Source organism: Blautia sp. HCP3S3_D9 (assembly GCF_052063845.1).
Taxonomy (GTDB): Bacteria; Bacillota; Clostridia; order Lachnospirales; family Lachnospiraceae; genus Blautia_A.
This window is the reverse complement of sequence record NZ_JBQHWS010000008.1, coordinates 1-17,113: the sequence shown is the minus strand read 5'-3', so window position 1 is coordinate 17,113 and position 17,113 is coordinate 1. Positions and strand designations below refer to the sequence as shown.

Here is a 17,113-nt window from a genome sequence, read left to right as displayed (position 1 = left end):
CATGCCTAAGGAAATATTTGAAGTAGTAAGAGAGAGATTTCATTTATCAGACAGAACTCAGTATATTGTTCAGGGCCACTGGCCGAAAACGGCGAAATTAGAGGCGTATCTGGACAATAAAAAGCTGGAAACATCTGTAAAAGAGAATGAGAACGTAAGTGCTCTGGAGCGTTTTCAGGATCCGGAGAAAATGGAAGGAATGCAGATTACAGCAACCATCCAGATTCCAGAGAATCTGAGCAGCTATCATAAACTGGTGATCTATGAAAAGTTCCCGGACAAAAAGCAGACCTGGTTTTCCATCACAGCCCGTGAGTTGGATAAAAAGAGAGATAAGCCGCAGGTTTATTTCGAAGAGGAGAAAGCAGAGCAGGGAACTGTTCGTATCAGGGGATGGGCCATTGCACCGAAACCGGTGACAATCCGTATCTTTGATGCAGACAAAAAGCCGATTACTGCTGAGATCCAGAGAACAGACAGAGTAGATGTAAATCAGTTATTTGAAGAAACTCAGGATCCGGGAAAGACAGGATTCTTCTCCGAGATCACGAATGTTTCCGGAAAATGCCTGTATGTAGTTTTCTACGCAGGAGAGAAGAAGACGGTACACGTAGTTCCACTTCGAAAAGCAGACATTCTGGCAAAGAAAGTCGATAAATATGTAGAAAAAGGTATCCGCTACTGGAAATCCCAGGGTATGACGGCACTTGCAGAGAAAGTAGTCACTAAGGTAAAAAATGTCCGCCAGGGTCCGCCGACCTACCAGAAATGGATCAGACATCATCTGCCTGGAAAAGCCGAACTGGAGAAACAGCGTAAGACTACATTTGGATACAATCCAAAGATTTCTTTTGTAGTACCGCTGTATAAGACACCGGAAAAATATCTGCGCAGACTGGTAGAATCTCTTCAGGAGCAGACTTATTCCAACTGGGAACTGTGCTTCTCTGACGGAAGCGGAGCCGAGTCACCACTGACCGATTTATTAAAAGAGCTGTCAGCAAAAGACAAGAGGATCAAATATGTTTCCCATGATGAGGCACTGCAGATCTCAGAGAATACCAACAGTGCGATCGAGATTGCTGCTGGTGACTTTATTGCATTTGCAGACCATGATGATGAGCTGACTCCGAATGCGCTGTTTGAGTGTGTGAAAGCATTAAATGACAGACCGCAGACACTGGTGATTTATACAGATGAAGATAAGATGTCCATGGACGGACATAAATTCTTCCAGCCGCACTTTAAACCGGACTACAATCCGGATCTGCTCTGTACAGTAAACTATATCTGCCATCTGTTTGTAGTTTCACGAAAAGTAATTGAGAAGACCGGCGGACTGAGAAGCGAGTTTGACGGTGCCCAGGATTATGATTTTGTATTCCGCTGCGTGGAAACAGTTAAAGATGAGGAGATTTACCATATTCCGAAGATTCTGTATCACTGGCGCTGTCACGAAGACTCTACAGCAGAGAATCCGGAGAGCAAGCTATATGCGTTTGAGGCCGGAAAACGTGCAGTACAGGAACATTACAACAGAACCGGAATTAAGGCAGAGGTGCTTAAGGGAGAATATCTTGGATTATACAGAACGAAATTTATCAGAGATTATGATCCGCTGATCTCCATTATTATTCCAAACAAAGACCACATTGATGATCTGAAGAGATGTATGGATTCTATTGAACAGAATTCTACTTACAAAAACTATGAGTATATCATTGTGGAGAACAACAGTACAGACCCTGCGACCTTTGAATATTACAAGAAGCTGGAAGCTGAGAATCCGAAAGTACACATGGTATACTGGGACGGAATCTTTAATTATTCCGCGATCAATAATTACGGCGCATCTTTTGCAAAGGGTGAGTATCTGCTTCTTCTGAATAATGACACAGAGATCATTAATCCGGACTGTCTGGAGGAACTGCTTGGCTACTGTATGCGCAGTGATGTTGGTGCAGTAGGAGCCAGACTCTATTACGAGGATGACACCATTCAGCATGCCGGCGTTGTGATTGGATTCGGAGGAATTGCAGGACATTGTTTCGTTATGCAGAAGAGAGGCACAACAGGATACTGCCACAGAATTATCTGTGCACAGGATTACAGTGCAGTTACAGCAGCCTGCATGATGGTAAAGAGATCCGCCTTTGATGCAGTAGGAGGACTTTCCGAAGAACTGGCAGTTGCATTTAATGATATTGACTTCTGTATGAAACTTCGTCAGGCAGGATATCTGATCGTGTATAATCCTTATGCGGAATTATATCACTATGAGTCCAAGTCCAGAGGTCTTGAGGACACGCCGGAGAAGGTAGCACGATTTAATAAAGAGATTGCTGCTTTTGAGAAAAAATGGCCAGATATTTTAAGAGATGGAGATCCGTACTATAATCCGAACCTCACATTAAAAAGCCAGGATTTCTCACTGAAGAGAATCTGAAAAGTATCCATGGATTTTGACTTGTAACTGTGAAGGTACGGAACAGTTATTCTGAAAATAAAAATGAATGTGAAAGAAGATATGTCAAAGAAAATAGAGATTAATGAAAAAAGCATGACCATAGCTTTTGTACTCCTTGCGTTTATCATTCTGACGGTCTGGGCGATGACCCAGCCGTTTAATGCAGGACCGGATGAACATATGCGATATCTTGTTGCAAACTATATTTATACTCATCATGGAGCACTGCCAAAGGGTGATGATGAAGCAGTACGAAACGCTACCTGGGGAATTTCCTATGCGTATTACCCGGTAGTATCCTATATGGTTTCTGCAGTTTTTATGCGGATCGTCAGATTCTTTGGAAACCCAGGAAACTATATGTTCCGTGCTGCGCGTATGGCAGATGTGCTGTTTGTCACAGGTGCAGTATATTTTCTGGTAAAAGCTTCCGGAAAATTATTTTCAAAGGAGAAGTACTCAAAAGAAGCGAGATGGTTATTTGCAGCACTGGCAGGATTTATGCCTCAGGCGATTTTTCTGGGAACTTATGTAAATACGGATTCTCTGGCACTGTTGGCAGCAGCCATGCTTCTGTATGTATGGGCCTCTTATCTGAAAGAGGACTGGACCTGGAAGAATTGTATTCTTCTTGCTGTGGGAATGGCAATCTGTGCATTGTCCTATTACAATGCATATGGATGGATCCTGTGTAGCTTTTTCTTCTTCTGTCTGACGATTTTATTGTGTAGAGAAGAAGCTTTTGGACAGAGAGTAAAATTCCTTTTCAGCAGAGGACTGGCGATCACTGGTGTGACACTGGGACTCTGCGGATGGTGGTTCATCCGAAACGGACTTTTATACAACGGGGATATTCTTGGAAGAAAAGCAAGCGCCGCCTGTGCAGAGAAATATGCGTTAAAGGATTACCGGCCGTCCAATTATCCGACTCCGCAGAAATTGGGATGGACATGGAAGGACATCCTGATCTATCAGGATCCGGGATGGTATCACAACTGGGTAGTGACTGTCTGTGTAAGTTTTATCGGTACCTTTGGACTGATGGAAATTTACATGCCTTATACGGTCAGCAAGCTGTATATGGTATTTTTTGCAGCAGGCATTCTCAGTACATTCTTTGTAAAAGGAATGTACAGACTGAAAAAGAGAATGTATGTTACACAGAAGAAAACCGTAGGCACAGATACCTGGAAAATAAAGACAAAAGTAATTTCCAGGAAATGGAATAAGCAGGGCATTTTTCATCTGATCATGATACTGGCGATTTTGATTCCTGTAGGATTATTTATGGATTATGTGTACTACAGCGACAATCAGGCACAGGGAAGATATATTATTCCTGCGCTGTATCCGCTGATGTATTTCGTGACTGTAGGATGGGATAATATTCTTACCAGAGTGGTCAGAAATGAGAAAATACGAAGCTGGATTTACAGAGTACTGACTGCATTATTTGTTATTGCACCATTTGCATGCTGGGCATTTCTGGTGCTTCCATATTATGCGAAATAAAAATGATTGATTTATGCAGCTATGTATCGAAAAATACTTTTTAGGATTAACGTTATTGGGTTATGAGCAAGTAGCGAAGCAGATGATTTTATCCATTTGACTGGATTATGAAAAACGGGAATTACCACATTAGAAGGTAATTCCCGTTTTTGATATTCTTTTATTTGCCTGGTGAATCCTGAAGACAGGGCTATTATGACTTGATCACTTTGATCAGCAGGAAGAGGAAGAACAGCAGAAATGCCGCTCCGATCGCTCCGATAATATAATATGGAGTTGTCGTATGAGAAGCAGAATATTTCTGTGCTGCTTCCATATTCTTCTGACCTGTGACAGCGGCCTCATTTGTCTCCTGCTCAGTATCTTCAAGAACTGCAGTTCCTACAGGTGCTCCACCAAAGTAATATTGACGGATGATCTGTCCGTCAGAAGAAGTATCCTCAGTAGTCAGATTGTCCTCAGTAGCACCGTTTGGTGTAATGACCGTACCGCCGGAGATACGGTTGAAATCATTGTCTGCGATAGTCAGAGGAGAGAAATTGTCAAATCCATAATTAAGAAGCGCAATTGCCTCGTCATCTGTGACACCGGATGCGCCGTTTAACACAACACATACAAGATTCATATTATTCTTGGAAGCCTCGCATACCAGAGTACTTCCGGAAGCTTCAGTGTAACCTTCTTTTCCACCGATACATGGCTCATAATAACCGTCACTGGCATTGTTGATCATAGTGAAACTGTTTGTAAGTACACGCTCACCGCCGGAAACATTGGTTGCCGGGATTGTATAGGAAGTGGTTGCAGCAATCGTTCGAAATGTTTCATTTGTCATGGCAGTCTCCATGATCAGTGCCATGTCATGAGCAGTTATATGCTGGTTCTCATCCGGAAGACCGGTCGGATTAGTAAAAACGGTATTGGTACATCCAAGTTCCTGTGCACGGGCATTCATATTCTGTACGAACGCATCCACAGAACCTCCTACATGTTCCGCAACCTGCAGGGCGATATCATTTGCAGATCCAACCATAATAGCATACAGACACTGTTCCATAGTGAACACTTCGTCAATCTGTGAGGAAATATTGGCTCCTCCGTCTGTGACACCGGATACACCGGTAGCTGTCATAGTTACCTGCTCATCCAGACTGCTGTTCTCAAGGGCAAGCAGGCAGGTCATAATTTTGACTGCGCTGGCAGGATAGAGCGGCTGATCTGCATTCTTGGAATAAAGGACTGTGTTAGTGGAAGTCTCCATCACGATCGCTGCAGTGGAGGAAATATCAGAAGCCTGCGGCCATCCGTCAGTTCCGTTTGTAGTAACGATGGAAGGGTCTGCTGTCTGTACCTGTGCTTGGGCAGCTGCCTGGTCTGTATCAGTTATCTCAGCAGCTTCTTCAGCAGCAAAAACCGGAAGCTGGGAAAAGACAGTAACGGTACTGAGTCCCAGAGCCAGCAGAGCTGCGGTAATTCTTTTTTTCTTCATGTTATAATAATACTCCTGTGTTAAAATCTAATAATCAGGTAAAGTTACTTTTCACTCTGTGCATCGCGAAGCGCATTACTGAGAACGGAGTGAACAGCAACCTTTGCATAGTTACTGTTCACTCCGTTCGCAGTAACGTAGCCAAAATTCATTCCAAATTGCCTGCGGCAATGGAATTTTGGCTTGTATGTCTCGGGATTTTGGCATATTCATGCCAAAACACCTCGCGGGATAGTGGTGTGTGAACAGTAACTTTGCATACAAAAGCAGTATAACACATTCTCCGCGTTTCTTGCAAAAAATATCATACAATGTTAAAATAAAAAATCATAGAAAAAATCGAGGTTAATATATGAGCAGAAAACAATCAGCAGGAGGAAAGATTCAGTGGACGAGAATGCTGAAGAAACTTTCTCCTTACACGATCCAGAAAGGGTTTCGCTATCTGAAACATTACGGCCCAAAAGAATTCTGGATCAGGCTGCATGAACGTTTCGAGCCGGAAGAAGTACCATATGGCCCATGGTACCAGGCATACGTTCCAGATCAGGAAACGCTGGAAGCGCAGAAGAAACACAAATTTGACTACAGACCACTGATCAGCATTGCGGTACCGGCTTATCAGACACCTGTGGAATTCCTGAAGCAGATGATCGAATCGCTGATCAGTCAGACCTATCCGGAATGGGAACTGTGCATTGCAAACGCAAGCCCGGACAATGAAGAAATGCAGAGAGTTCTGGCAGATTATTCAGCAAAAGATTCCAGGGTGAGATTCTGCAATCTCAAAGAGAATCTGGGAATTGCAGAGAACACAAATCGGGCATTTTCCATGGCAAAAGGCGAGTTTATGGGACTTCTCGATCATGATGATCTGTTGGCACCGAATGCATTGTATGAGATCGTGCAGGCATTACAGGATCATCCGCAGGCAGACGCACTTTACACGGATGAGGACAAAGTTACCACAGAACTGGACGAGCATTTCCAGCCACATCTGAAACCGGACTTTAACCTGGATCTGCTGCGTTCCAATAACTATATCTGTCATTTCTTTGTCGTGCGCCGAAGCATTGTGGAGAAGGCAGGCGGTTTCCGTAAGGAGTTTGACGGAGCACAGGATTATGACTTTATTTTCCGATGCACGGAGAATGCCAGAGAAGTTCTGCATGTTCCGGAGATCCTTTACCACTGGAGAACTCACAAGGCATCTACTGCTGACAACCCTGCAAGTAAGATGTACGCATTTGAAGCCGGAAAGAGAGCAATAGAGGCAAACCTTGAGAGAACAGAAACCAAAGGAGTAGTAAGCCATACCCAGGATCTTGGATTCTACCGTGTGAAATATCCTGTACAGGGAAAACCGCTGGTATCCGTGATCATTCCGAATAAGGATGAGAAAGAAACCCTCCAGACCTGTATGGAAATGTTAAATAGCAACACTTCTTATCAGAATTTTGAGATTATTATTATAGAGAACAACAGTACTACCGATGAGATTTTCAGATATTACAAAGAACTTTCAAAGGATCCGAGAATTCATCTTCTGCGCTGGGGAAAAGAATTCAACTATTCAGCAATCAATAACTTTGGCGTAGCACATGCAAAAGGGGAGTATCTGCTTTTTCTGAATAATGATATTAAATCCATTAATCCGGACTGGATGGAAGAACTGCTTGGCGTATGCCAGCGCCCGGAAGTTGGCGGAGTGGGAGCAAAGCTGATCTATCCGGATAATACGATCCAGCATGCAGGATGTGTAGTTGGAATGGGCGGCATTGCAGGCCACATGTTTGTAGATATGCCGGCAGACCGGACGGGGTATCTTCACAAAGCGTCCCTGCTTCAGGATATGAGTGCAGTTACGGCAGCGTGTCTGATGATGAAGAAAGAAGTTTTTGAGGAGGCAGGAGGATTTACCGAAGAGTTGGCAGTGGCATTTAACGATGTGGATCTGTGCCTGAAAGTAAGAAAGAATAATCATCTGATCGTATATGATCCATATGCAAAGCTTTATCATATGGAGTCGAAGACCAGAGGAGCAGAGGACAGTAAGGAGAAAGTTCGCCGTTTCCAGACAGAAATCGAATATATGCGCTGTCACTGGCTTGATATTCTTAAGAATGGAGATCCTTACTATAACAAGAATCTGTCTCTTACTAAATGGAATTATTCCCTAAAACCGATTCCGGGAATGGAGACTGCAGAGATGAAGACAGGACAGAACAAAGAGAAATCAGCGAATACGGGGAGGAAATCATGCAGGAAGTATCAGTGATTATTCCGAACTTTAACGGTATGGCTTATCTGGATGGCGTACTGGCAGGACTGGAATGCCAGACTGTGAATAATTTTGAGGTGATTCTGGTGGATAATGGTTCCAGTGATGGAAGCTGTGCTTTTGTTTCTGCCAGATATCCGTGGGTACATCTGATCGAACTGCCGGAGAATTTTGGATTCTGTAAAGCGGTCAATGAGGGGATCAAAGCGTCCAGGGCGCCATATGTACTGCTTTTAAATAATGACATTGAAGTGACAGAGAATTTTATCGAAGAAATGATTTCAGCGATCCGGAGACATCCAAAAGCGTTTTCTTGTGCTGCCAGAATGATCCAGTTCCATGACAGAGACAAACTGGATGATGCAGGAAATTATTACTGTGCACTTGGATGGGCCTATGCAAGAGGTAAGGGAAAAGATATCCATACCTATGAGAAAGAGGAGAAGATTTTTGCTTCCTGTGCAGGTGCTGCTATTTACAGAAAGAAGATTTTCGACAAGATCGGTTTATTTGACGAGGAACATTTTGCCTATCTGGAAGATATGGACGTAGGATACCGGGCAAGGATCCATGGATATGAGAACTGGTATGCGCCGGACGCGATGGTATATCATGTGGGAAGCGGCACAAGCGGTTCCAGATATAATCAGTTCAAGATCCGCTATTCCTCCAGAAATAATATTTATCTGATCTACAAGAATATGCCGGTTTTACAGATCATTCTGAACCTGCCGTTTCTTGTGGCCGGTTTTGGGGTTAAGATTTTATTCTTTGCTTTGAAAGGTTTTGGCAGAGAATACATTGCAGGGATCAAGAATGGATTTCAGATCAGTGAAAAAAATCGCAAAGTATCCTTCAAAATGCGGAATTTGCCAAACTATTTTAAAATACAGTTTGAATTGTGGGTGAATATATTCAGGCGCTTCCGCGAATGATAAGAAAGAAGCACTGAAACATATAAAATAGTAACAAAAGAATTCATAGAAATTTTATAAAATTCAGAACAAGATTTTATTGCTTTTGCAAATCAACTATTATAATATAAGGATACTGAGGTCAAAAGAATCTTTTTGACCTTGCCGAAAGGCAATGAAAAAATGAGGTGACAAAAGATTGTTAAAGGACAATGAAAAGAATTTCAGTCGTCTCCATATGCTTGTTGATACAATTGTACTGGTGATTTCTTACTTTCTTGCATGGATGATCCGTTTCGTAGGTCCTATGGCTGCAACGGCAGTTAGAACAAGGAGTTTCCAGCAGTACATGATGATGTTGATTCTGATCATACCTGTTTATCTGCTTTTGTATCAGGCATTCACGTTGTACACTCCTATGCGGATGCAGGGGCGCCGACTTGTACTGGCTAATATCATAAAAGCCAATTCGCTCGGGCTCCTTATTCTCATGTTCACATTTTATATGGTAAATGAGGGGGACTATTCCCGTTCCACTTATATTATGTTCTATGTGATCAATATCATACTTCAGTGGTGCACACGAATGCTGATCTTTACTCTTCTCAGAGATATGCGTGAGAAAGGACTTAATCAGAAGCAGATGATCTGCGTAGGATACAGCCGTGCAGCAGAAGAATATATTGACCGTGTTCTTGCGAATCCTCAGTGGGGATATGTGATCCGTGGGATTCTCGATGACAATGTGCCTGCGGGAACAGAATACAGGGGTATTAAGGTACTTGGAAGAATTGCCAATCTGAATATTATCCTTCCGGAGAACCGTCTGGATGAGATCGCGATCACACTCGGACTGAGTGAATATTACCGTCTGGAAGAGATTGTAGCTCTGTGTGAAAAGTCAGGAGTACACACGAAATTCATTCCGGACTATAATAAGATCATTCCAACAAAGCCATATACAGAGGATATTCTGGGGCTTCCGGTCATCAACATCCGTTATGTACCATTGAATAATACATTTAATGCACTGATCAAACGGGCTATGGATATTGTAGGATCGATCGTTGGTATTATCGTGACTTCACCGTTAATGATTCTGATGTGTCTGATCATTAAGCTGACTTCACCGGGCCCTCTGATCTATAAGCAGGAAAGGGTAGGCCTTCATAACCAGACATTCTGGATGTATAAGTTCCGTTCCATGGAAGTGCAGCCGGAGGCAGAAGAGAAGAAGGCATGGACAGTAAAGAACGACCCGAGAGTTACTCCAATCGGTAAGTTTATGCGTCACACCAGTATTGATGAGCTCCCGCAGCTTTTTAATATCCTGAAAGGCAATATGAGCCTTGTGGGACCGCGACCGGAACGACCGTTTTTTGTTGAGAAATTCAGAGAAGAAATTCCAAGATATATGGTGAAGCATCAGGTACGTCCGGGACTTACGGGATGGGCTCAGGTAAATGGCTACCGTGGAGATACTTCCATAAAAAAAAGGATTGAATGTGACCTTTATTATATAGAGAACTGGAGCATCGGACTGGATATTAAGATCATATTCCTTACATTTTTCAAGGGATTTATAAACAAGAATGCATATTAAGATAAGGGGAAAGAGTATGGCTAGACCAGGAAAAAAGAGAAAAGTACTGTTTGTACTTGAGATTATCGTACTGTTACTGTTCATTGGCGGACTGTATGTGTACGGACAGATTTCCTCCAGACTGGACAAGATTGAGCAGCCGGAACTGGATGAAGAGAAAGTAATTGTCAATCAAGAAGCTCCAAAGATGACGGGATATAAGACATATGTGCTTTTTGGTATTGATACTCGTGGAGAGGAATCTCGGTATTCAGCACAGAACAGTGATACCATGATTATTGTAAGTGTCAATAATGACACTAAAGAAGTACGAATGGTATCTGTATACAGAGATACACTTCTCAATGTCGGAGATGAGACTTATACAAAGGCAAATGCGGCCTATGCATATGGCGGACCGGAGCAGGCGATTTCCATGCTGAATACAAATCTGGATCTGGATATTACGGATTATGCAACAGCAGATTTCTCAGCACTCGTAGAAGTGGTAGATGATCTTGGAGGTCTGGATATGCCACTGTCCTATGCAGAGATTGAGCATATGAACAATTTCTGTGTTGAGACTTCCAAACTGACAGGCAAGGATTATACTCCGATTGAGAAACCGGAACCGAAACCGGAGGATCAGGAAGCAATAGTTGGAACTTATCATCTGAATGGTGTACAGGTAACTTCTTACTGCCGTATCCGTTATACAGCAAGTCTGGATATGGGACGTACAGAGCGTCAGAGACGTGTACTTGGAATGCTCTTTGATAAAGCAAAGATAGCAGGTCTTTCCTCTATCTTTAAGATTATGGATGATGTATTCCCAATGGTAACAACCTCTCTTTCCAAACAGGATATTCTGGGACTGATCCCGACTCTGGTTGGATACAAATTTACTGACAGTACAGGATTCCCGCAGAAATTCAAATTCTCCAATATCAAAGGCAGTATCATTGTTCCTACAGATTTGGAGAACAATGTAGTTGAACTTCATAAGTTCCTGTATGATGATCAGGATTATACTCCATCTTCAGAGGTAGTAACACGCAGCAATAAGATTCTTGAGATCGTAGGCGGTGAGAGCCAGCTGGATGATGCAGCGAAGACTACTACACAGGATACCACAACTACAACAGACACATTTGTATGGTCTGAGAATAATACTTCTGATAGCAGCTATGACACCAGTGGAGATTATAGTTACGATAACGACTATGATAATGATTATTCCGGTGGTGGAGACTATTCTGGCGGTGGAGATGATTATTCCGGTGGTGGTGATACCAGTGGTGGAGATGATTATTCCGGTGGTGGTGATACCAGTGGTGGAGATGACTATTCCGGTGGTGGCGATACCAGTGGTGGAGATGACTACTCAGGCGGAGATGACTATTCCGGTGGAGATGATACCAGTGGAGACGGTGGATTCGAAGACGGTGGAGATGCAGATTCCGGAACAGGTGAAGAATAATAGAGAAATTAAATAAGTATTACTGAAAAGGACCATCCATCGGAAAGGATGGTCCTTTCTTTCAGATAAGGAGTATGTAGAATGGATAATCCGGGTAAAAATAAGAATTATATAAATCATACAGATACAGATGAAGGTTCGACAGGTAAACAGAATAAAAAAACAGTAGACGTGATCATTCCATCGTATCGTCCTGACAAAGAATTTGGAAAACTCCTCCACAGACTGGAGGAACAGGAATACCGTCCTGACAGGATCCTGGTAATGAACACAGGAGAACAATACTGGAATAAGGACTGGGAGAAATGCCCGCTCCTTGAAGTTCATCATCTGGAACAGAAAGATTTTGATCATGGCGGAACCAGAAAAAAAGCAGCAGGGCTTTCAGAGGCAGATATCATGGTTTTTATGACACAGGATGCACTTCCCGCAGACCGGAAACTGATCGGAAATCTGGTACATGCAGTTACAGAGAATGAACAGACGGGAGCTGCCTATGCGAGACAGCTGCCGAAAACAGATTGCAGATTCCTGGAACGTTACACCCGTTCTTTTAATTATCCGGATCAGTCCTACGTGAAAGCCCTGAATGATATTAATAAATATGGAATTAAGACGTATTTTTGTTCGAATGTATGCGCAGCATATGACAGAGAAATTTATGAGAAAATGGGCGGATTTGTAAATCGGGCAATTTTTAATGAGGACATGATCTATGCGGGAAAGATGGTTCAGAATGGTTATGCGGTTGCCTATGCTGCAGATGCAAGAGTATATCATTCCCATAATTATTCTGGCAGGCAGCAGTTCCATCGGAATTTTGACCTGGGCGTGTCACAGGCAGAGCATCCGGAGATTTTTGAGGGTGTTCCTTCTGAAGGTGAGGGAATCCGTCTGGTAAAAAAGAGCCTGGCTTATCTGATAAAGACAGGACATATCTGGCTTATTCCACAGCTGATCTGGCAGAGCGGTATGAAATATGCGGGATATTTTCTGGGAAAAAGATACAAAAAGCTTCCGCGTAAAGTAGTGCTGGCATGTACTATGAGTCCTTATTATTGGAATAGAAATGAGAAGTAAGGGAAGGGCGTCTGACCGCCGGAAAATGGTGTAGTCAGGACACGCCAATTTACGATTATTGTCACATTTTGAACACAATTAATTGCTATACTGAATCCAGAATCCAGATAAGAGTTATTGTTCATTTTGCAGGTGATAAATTCTTTTTCAAACAGATTGGATATTTTCATAAATTATGTTGGATGAACAGTGACTGACAGGGACAGAAGGGAGCAGATTTACATGAATGATGAGAGAAACTGGGGTGAGAATCGGAACGATTCCGGACAGCAGCCGCCCAGATACGAACACTATCAATTCCATGAGGAATCCAGACCTGCTTTAAATACATCCGGTCCCTCAGAGCATAAGAAGAATCGAAATTCTTTTCAGAAGAAAGCAGAGACAACTGTTGCGCTGGCGGTGATTTTTGGACTGGTGGCAGCAGTTGTATTTCAGGCTGCGAACTTTACAGCAGACAGATTTTTAAATACAGGTAGTTCTACTGCACAGATAGGAACAACACAGAGCGTGAATCTGCAGGAAGCAGTCTCAGATTCAGGCAGTACAGATGAGCAGACGATTGCAGATACAGCTTCCGAGAATGGAACAGTAGCAGCAGTAGCACAGGCTTCTATGCCCTCTGTCGTTGCTATCACTACTGTAAGTGTTCAGGAGATTCCAAGTTTCTTTGGTTATGGATCCCGTCAATATAAGAGTGCTGCCAGCGGCTCTGGAATTATTGTAGGAGATAATGATGATGAGCTTCTGATCGCTACCAATAATCATGTAGTTGAAGGTGCAACAACATTAAGTGTCTGCTTTATCGGAGATGATGTGACAAATGCAGAAACAGAGACTGTCAATGCAGGTGACAACGGAGATCTGAATGTAGAGGACGCAGTCAGTGCGAAGATCAAGGGTACGGATGCAGATAATGATCTGGCAGTTGTTGCAGTAAAGAAAGCAGACATTCCAGAGGATACATTGAGCCAGATCAAGATTGCTCAGATCGGCAGTTCAGATGATCTGGTAGTTGGACAGCAGGTAGTTGCCATTGGTAATGCATTAGGTTATGGACAGTCAGTAACATCTGGATGGGTCAGCGCGTTGAACAGAACGATTTCTACAGATGATGGGGACAGTACAGGTCTGATCCAGACAGATGCAGCGATCAATCCAGGAAACAGCGGCGGCGCACTTCTGAATATGAAAGGTGAGCTGATCGGTATTAACTCTGCGAAGTATGCAGACAGTTCCGTAGAAGGCATGGGATATGCAATTCCGATCTCCAAAGCAAAACCGATTCTGGAAGATCTGATGAACCGTGAGACCAGAGAGAAAGTAGACTCCAGTGAGAAAGGATATCTGGGAGTAGTTCTTGCAAATCTTACAACAGAAGCGATTCAGATGTACAATATGCCGACGGGCGCTTTTGTGAGAGGCGTAGAACAGAATTCACCGGCACAGGAGAGTGGCCTTTGCAAGGGAGACATTATTGTGAAGTTTGATGGCCAGAAAGTCAGTGATGGTGATGATCTGATGGATAAGCTGCAGTATTACAAATCAGGAGAGAAAATAGAAGCAGTCATAGCAAGAGCTAATAATGGTGTATATGAAGAAAGTACCATAGAATTGACTCTCGGTACCAGACCGGACAATGAATAAATAGTAAAGCAGGGCATCGCCGGAAACGGCGGTGTCTTTTTGCAAGTTTATAAAACTTTCATTTTGTGATAGGGTCAGAATATGGTATAATGCATTTTAAGGTAACTATGAAGACATGAAGCAGTTACGATAAATATTTGACTGCCGAAGACCGCCGGCAGCAGAATCAGACAGAAAGGAGTCATTATGAGCGAAATCTATAATGATGATGAAATCATAGATAATGACACAGATATAGAAGAGAAAGAGGACAAATCAGAGAAATACTGTTTCCTCTGCCGCAGACCGGAGAGCAAGGCAGGCCCGATGATTGAGCTGCCGAATAATATTCATGTCTGCACAGACTGCATGCAGAAGAGTTTCAATTCCATGAACCAGCAGTTCAATGATGGAAAATTTAATTATTCAGATCTGTTGAATATGCCGAATGTGAGCATGATCGACCTCAGCAGTTTCCAGAATCCTGTACAGCAGCCTAAGAAAGCAAAGAAGAAAAAGAAAAAAGCGAAACCGGCTCTGGATCTGAAGAATATTCCTGCACCGCATAAGATTAAAGAAACTCTTGACCAGTACGTGATCGGACAGGAGAGAGCAAAAAAAGTAATGTCTGTAGCCGTTTATAATCATTATAAACGTGTAGCAACAGATACTATGGATGAAATAGAAATTGAGAAATCCAATATGCTGATGATCGGACCAACCGGATGCGGTAAGACCTATCTGGTAAAAACACTTGCCAAACTTTTGGATGTGCCGCTTGCGATCGCAGATGCGACATCTCTGACAGAGGCTGGCTATATTGGAGATGATATTGAGAGCGTGGTATCTAAGCTTCTGGCAGCAGCAGACAACGATGTGGAACGTGCAGAGCACGGTATTATTTTCATTGATGAGATCGATAAGATCGCGAAGAAGAAGAACACCAACCAGAGAGATGTCAGCGGTGAAGCAGTACAGCAGGGAATGCTGAAGCTTCTTGAAGGAAGCGAAGTGGAAGTTCCGGTAGGAGCCAACAGTAAGAATGCAATGGTACCGCTGGTAACAGTGAATACACGTAACATTCTGTTTATCTGCGGAGGTGCTTTCCCGGATCTGGAGAACATCATCAAGGAGAGACTGAACAAGCAGGCATCCATTGGATTCTATGCAGATCTTAAGGACAAATATGACAATGATCCAAATCTGCTTCAGAAGGTGACTGTGGAAGATATCCGTAATTTTGGTATGATCCCGGAATTTATCGGACGACTTCCGATCATCTTTACGCTGGATGGACTGACTGAGGACATGTTTGTGAAGATCCTGCAGGAACCTAAGAATGCAATCCTGAAACAGTATCAGAAACTTCTGGCACTGGACGAAGTGAAACTGGAGTTTGAAGACGGAGCACTTCATGCGATTGCTGCGAAAGCTCTGGAGAAGGATACCGGTGCCAGAGCGCTCCGTGCGATCCTGGAAGAGTATATGCTGGATATTATGTATGAGATTCCGAAGGATGACAATATCGGAGAAGTAGTGATCACCAGAGAATATATTGAGGGAAATGGTGGACCAAGAATCTTATTGCGTGGGCAGGAACCGGCACTGCTGGAGGGAACTCACTGATTCAGACAGGAATTATATTATGAAAATGATCTGACGCAGGCTGAGAATTCTGCAGGAAGAATAGAATTTCTTCGGCAGCAGATATAGAAGCAACAAAGCAAACGTAATGGAAAGGGGTAATATTATGGCAGCAGAATTTTTTGATGGATTAGTTAAGACAATTTCAAAAACAACAAAAGAACTGGGAAAGACAACAAAGGAGATTGGAGCCCGTGCAGAGCAGACGATCGAGACACAGAAGATTCGCAATAAGATTGCAGGTGAAGAACGTATCATTGCGAAAATTAAAGAAGATATCGGAGATGTGATCTACAGAAGACACTCCGAAGGTGACGGAATTGACAATGAGTTAAGTTCTTTATGCCAGGAGATTGATCAGCATTATCTGAAGATCAGAGAATTTAAAGATAATGCAGCGAATTTAAAGGGACAGAAGATCTGCCCGTCCTGTGAGAGGGAAGTGGACATTACAGTTAGTTTTTGCCCATATTGTGGAACACCATGTCCAACTCCTGAACCGGCACAGGATGTAGAGGGAGAAGCAGTACAGGACGAGGAAACTGATGATGGGAGTAATGGCACAGAGGAGGTGCAGACAGAGGAACAGTCCGAAGAAGTACAGACAGAAGAACCGGCAGCAGATGCCGCAGAAGAGCCTGCACAGGAGCAGCCAGTGGAAGAACAGCCGAAAGAAGAACCAGTGGAAGAACAGTCCGAACAGGAAACAACGGTAGAAGAGAAAACCGAAGAATAAACAAAACTGTATATAGCAGTACATAGATAAACAGCAGGATAAAGCCGTTGCGTGAGAGCATGAATATCTCAGGCAGCGGCTTTATACGTGTAATATGTAAGCAAAAGATGCTGCAATATTTTACGAAACAGCGGCAGAAAGGGGAAACTTATTTTTACAGATATGTAAAAGTTTTACATTACAATTAAAAACTCAAACTTCCCACATTAAAAATAAGCTTAGCACCTTGAAAAATCAATGTTTTAACCCACAAAATAACAATCAGGCGGCACTTTGTCCGTATTCCAATGCTTCCTGCATGT

The 17,113-nt window shown here is 43.0% G+C and carries 11 protein-coding genes; 10 read left to right on the top strand and 1 reads right to left on the bottom strand.

Going from position 1 to position 17,113, the window contains the following annotated elements; translation table 11 throughout:
- Position 1 precedes the first annotated feature (1 nt).
- Both ACTNES_RS03320 and ACTNES_RS03315 read left to right on the top strand, forming a co-directional pair.
- On the top strand, positions 2-2,446 hold the full coding sequence (locus tag ACTNES_RS03320; protein WP_300333000.1) for a glycosyltransferase family 2 protein: 2,445 nt from the start codon (positions 2-4) through the stop codon (positions 2,444-2,446).
- An 81-nt stretch (positions 2,447-2,527) separates the two neighbouring features.
- The gene (locus tag ACTNES_RS03315) at positions 2,528-3,979 is read left to right on the top strand and encodes a DUF2142 domain-containing protein (RefSeq protein WP_216459150.1); all 1,452 of its coding nucleotides are present in this window, start codon (positions 2,528-2,530) and stop codon (positions 3,977-3,979) included.
- A gap of 193 nt (positions 3,980-4,172) precedes the next feature.
- Here the strand turns inward: ACTNES_RS03315 and ACTNES_RS03310 are convergent, their stop codons facing one another.
- Positions 4,173-5,468, bottom strand: coding sequence for a D-alanyl-D-alanine carboxypeptidase family protein (locus ACTNES_RS03310; RefSeq protein ID WP_441038507.1), 1,296 nt, complete (start codon positions 5,466-5,468; stop codon positions 4,173-4,175).
- A gap of 352 nt (positions 5,469-5,820) precedes the next feature.
- Here ACTNES_RS03310 and ACTNES_RS03305 point away from each other — a divergent pair, with 352 nt between their 5' ends.
- The 8 genes from ACTNES_RS03305 (at position 5,821) to ACTNES_RS03270 (ending at position 16,811) form a co-directional block, all read left to right on the top strand.
- Entirely contained in the window at positions 5,821-7,746 is a 1,926-nt protein-coding gene (locus ACTNES_RS03305; RefSeq protein ID WP_291816823.1) for a glycosyltransferase family 2 protein, read from the top strand.
- The gene (locus ACTNES_RS03300) at positions 7,728-8,684 is read left to right on the top strand and encodes a glycosyltransferase family 2 protein (protein ID WP_291810004.1); all 957 of its coding nucleotides are present in this window, start codon (positions 7,728-7,730) and stop codon (positions 8,682-8,684) included. The genes ACTNES_RS03305 and ACTNES_RS03300 overlap by 19 nt, the downstream gene beginning before the upstream one ends.
- A 178-nt stretch (positions 8,685-8,862) precedes the next feature.
- Positions 8,863-10,266, top strand: coding sequence for an undecaprenyl-phosphate glucose phosphotransferase (locus ACTNES_RS03295; protein WP_291810007.1), 1,404 nt, complete (start codon positions 8,863-8,865; stop codon positions 10,264-10,266).
- 16 nt (positions 10,267-10,282) lie between these two features.
- Positions 10,283-11,725 carry an LCP family protein gene (locus ACTNES_RS03290; protein WP_441038505.1) on the top strand — a complete coding sequence of 481 codons (1,443 nt, stop codon included), beginning with the start codon at positions 10,283-10,285 and terminating at the stop codon, positions 11,723-11,725.
- A gap of 81 nt (positions 11,726-11,806) precedes the next feature.
- Positions 11,807-12,805, top strand: coding sequence for a glycosyltransferase family 2 protein (locus ACTNES_RS03285; RefSeq protein ID WP_441038504.1), 999 nt, complete (start codon positions 11,807-11,809; stop codon positions 12,803-12,805).
- Between the two features lie 222 nt (positions 12,806-13,027).
- Positions 13,028-14,452 carry a S1C family serine protease gene (locus ACTNES_RS03280; protein WP_291810017.1) on the top strand — a complete coding sequence of 475 codons (1,425 nt, stop codon included), beginning with the start codon at positions 13,028-13,030 and terminating at the stop codon, positions 14,450-14,452.
- Positions 14,453-14,638: 186 nt separating this feature from the next.
- On the top strand, positions 14,639-16,057 hold the full coding sequence (gene clpX, locus ACTNES_RS03275) for an ATP-dependent Clp protease ATP-binding subunit ClpX (RefSeq protein ID WP_291810020.1): 1,419 nt from the start codon (positions 14,639-14,641) through the stop codon (positions 16,055-16,057).
- Between the two features lie 124 nt (positions 16,058-16,181).
- Complete coding sequence (locus tag ACTNES_RS03270; protein WP_291816820.1) at positions 16,182-16,811, top strand: DUF7575 domain-containing protein; 630 nt, start codon at positions 16,182-16,184, stop codon at positions 16,809-16,811.
- Positions 16,812-17,113 lie beyond the last annotated feature (302 nt).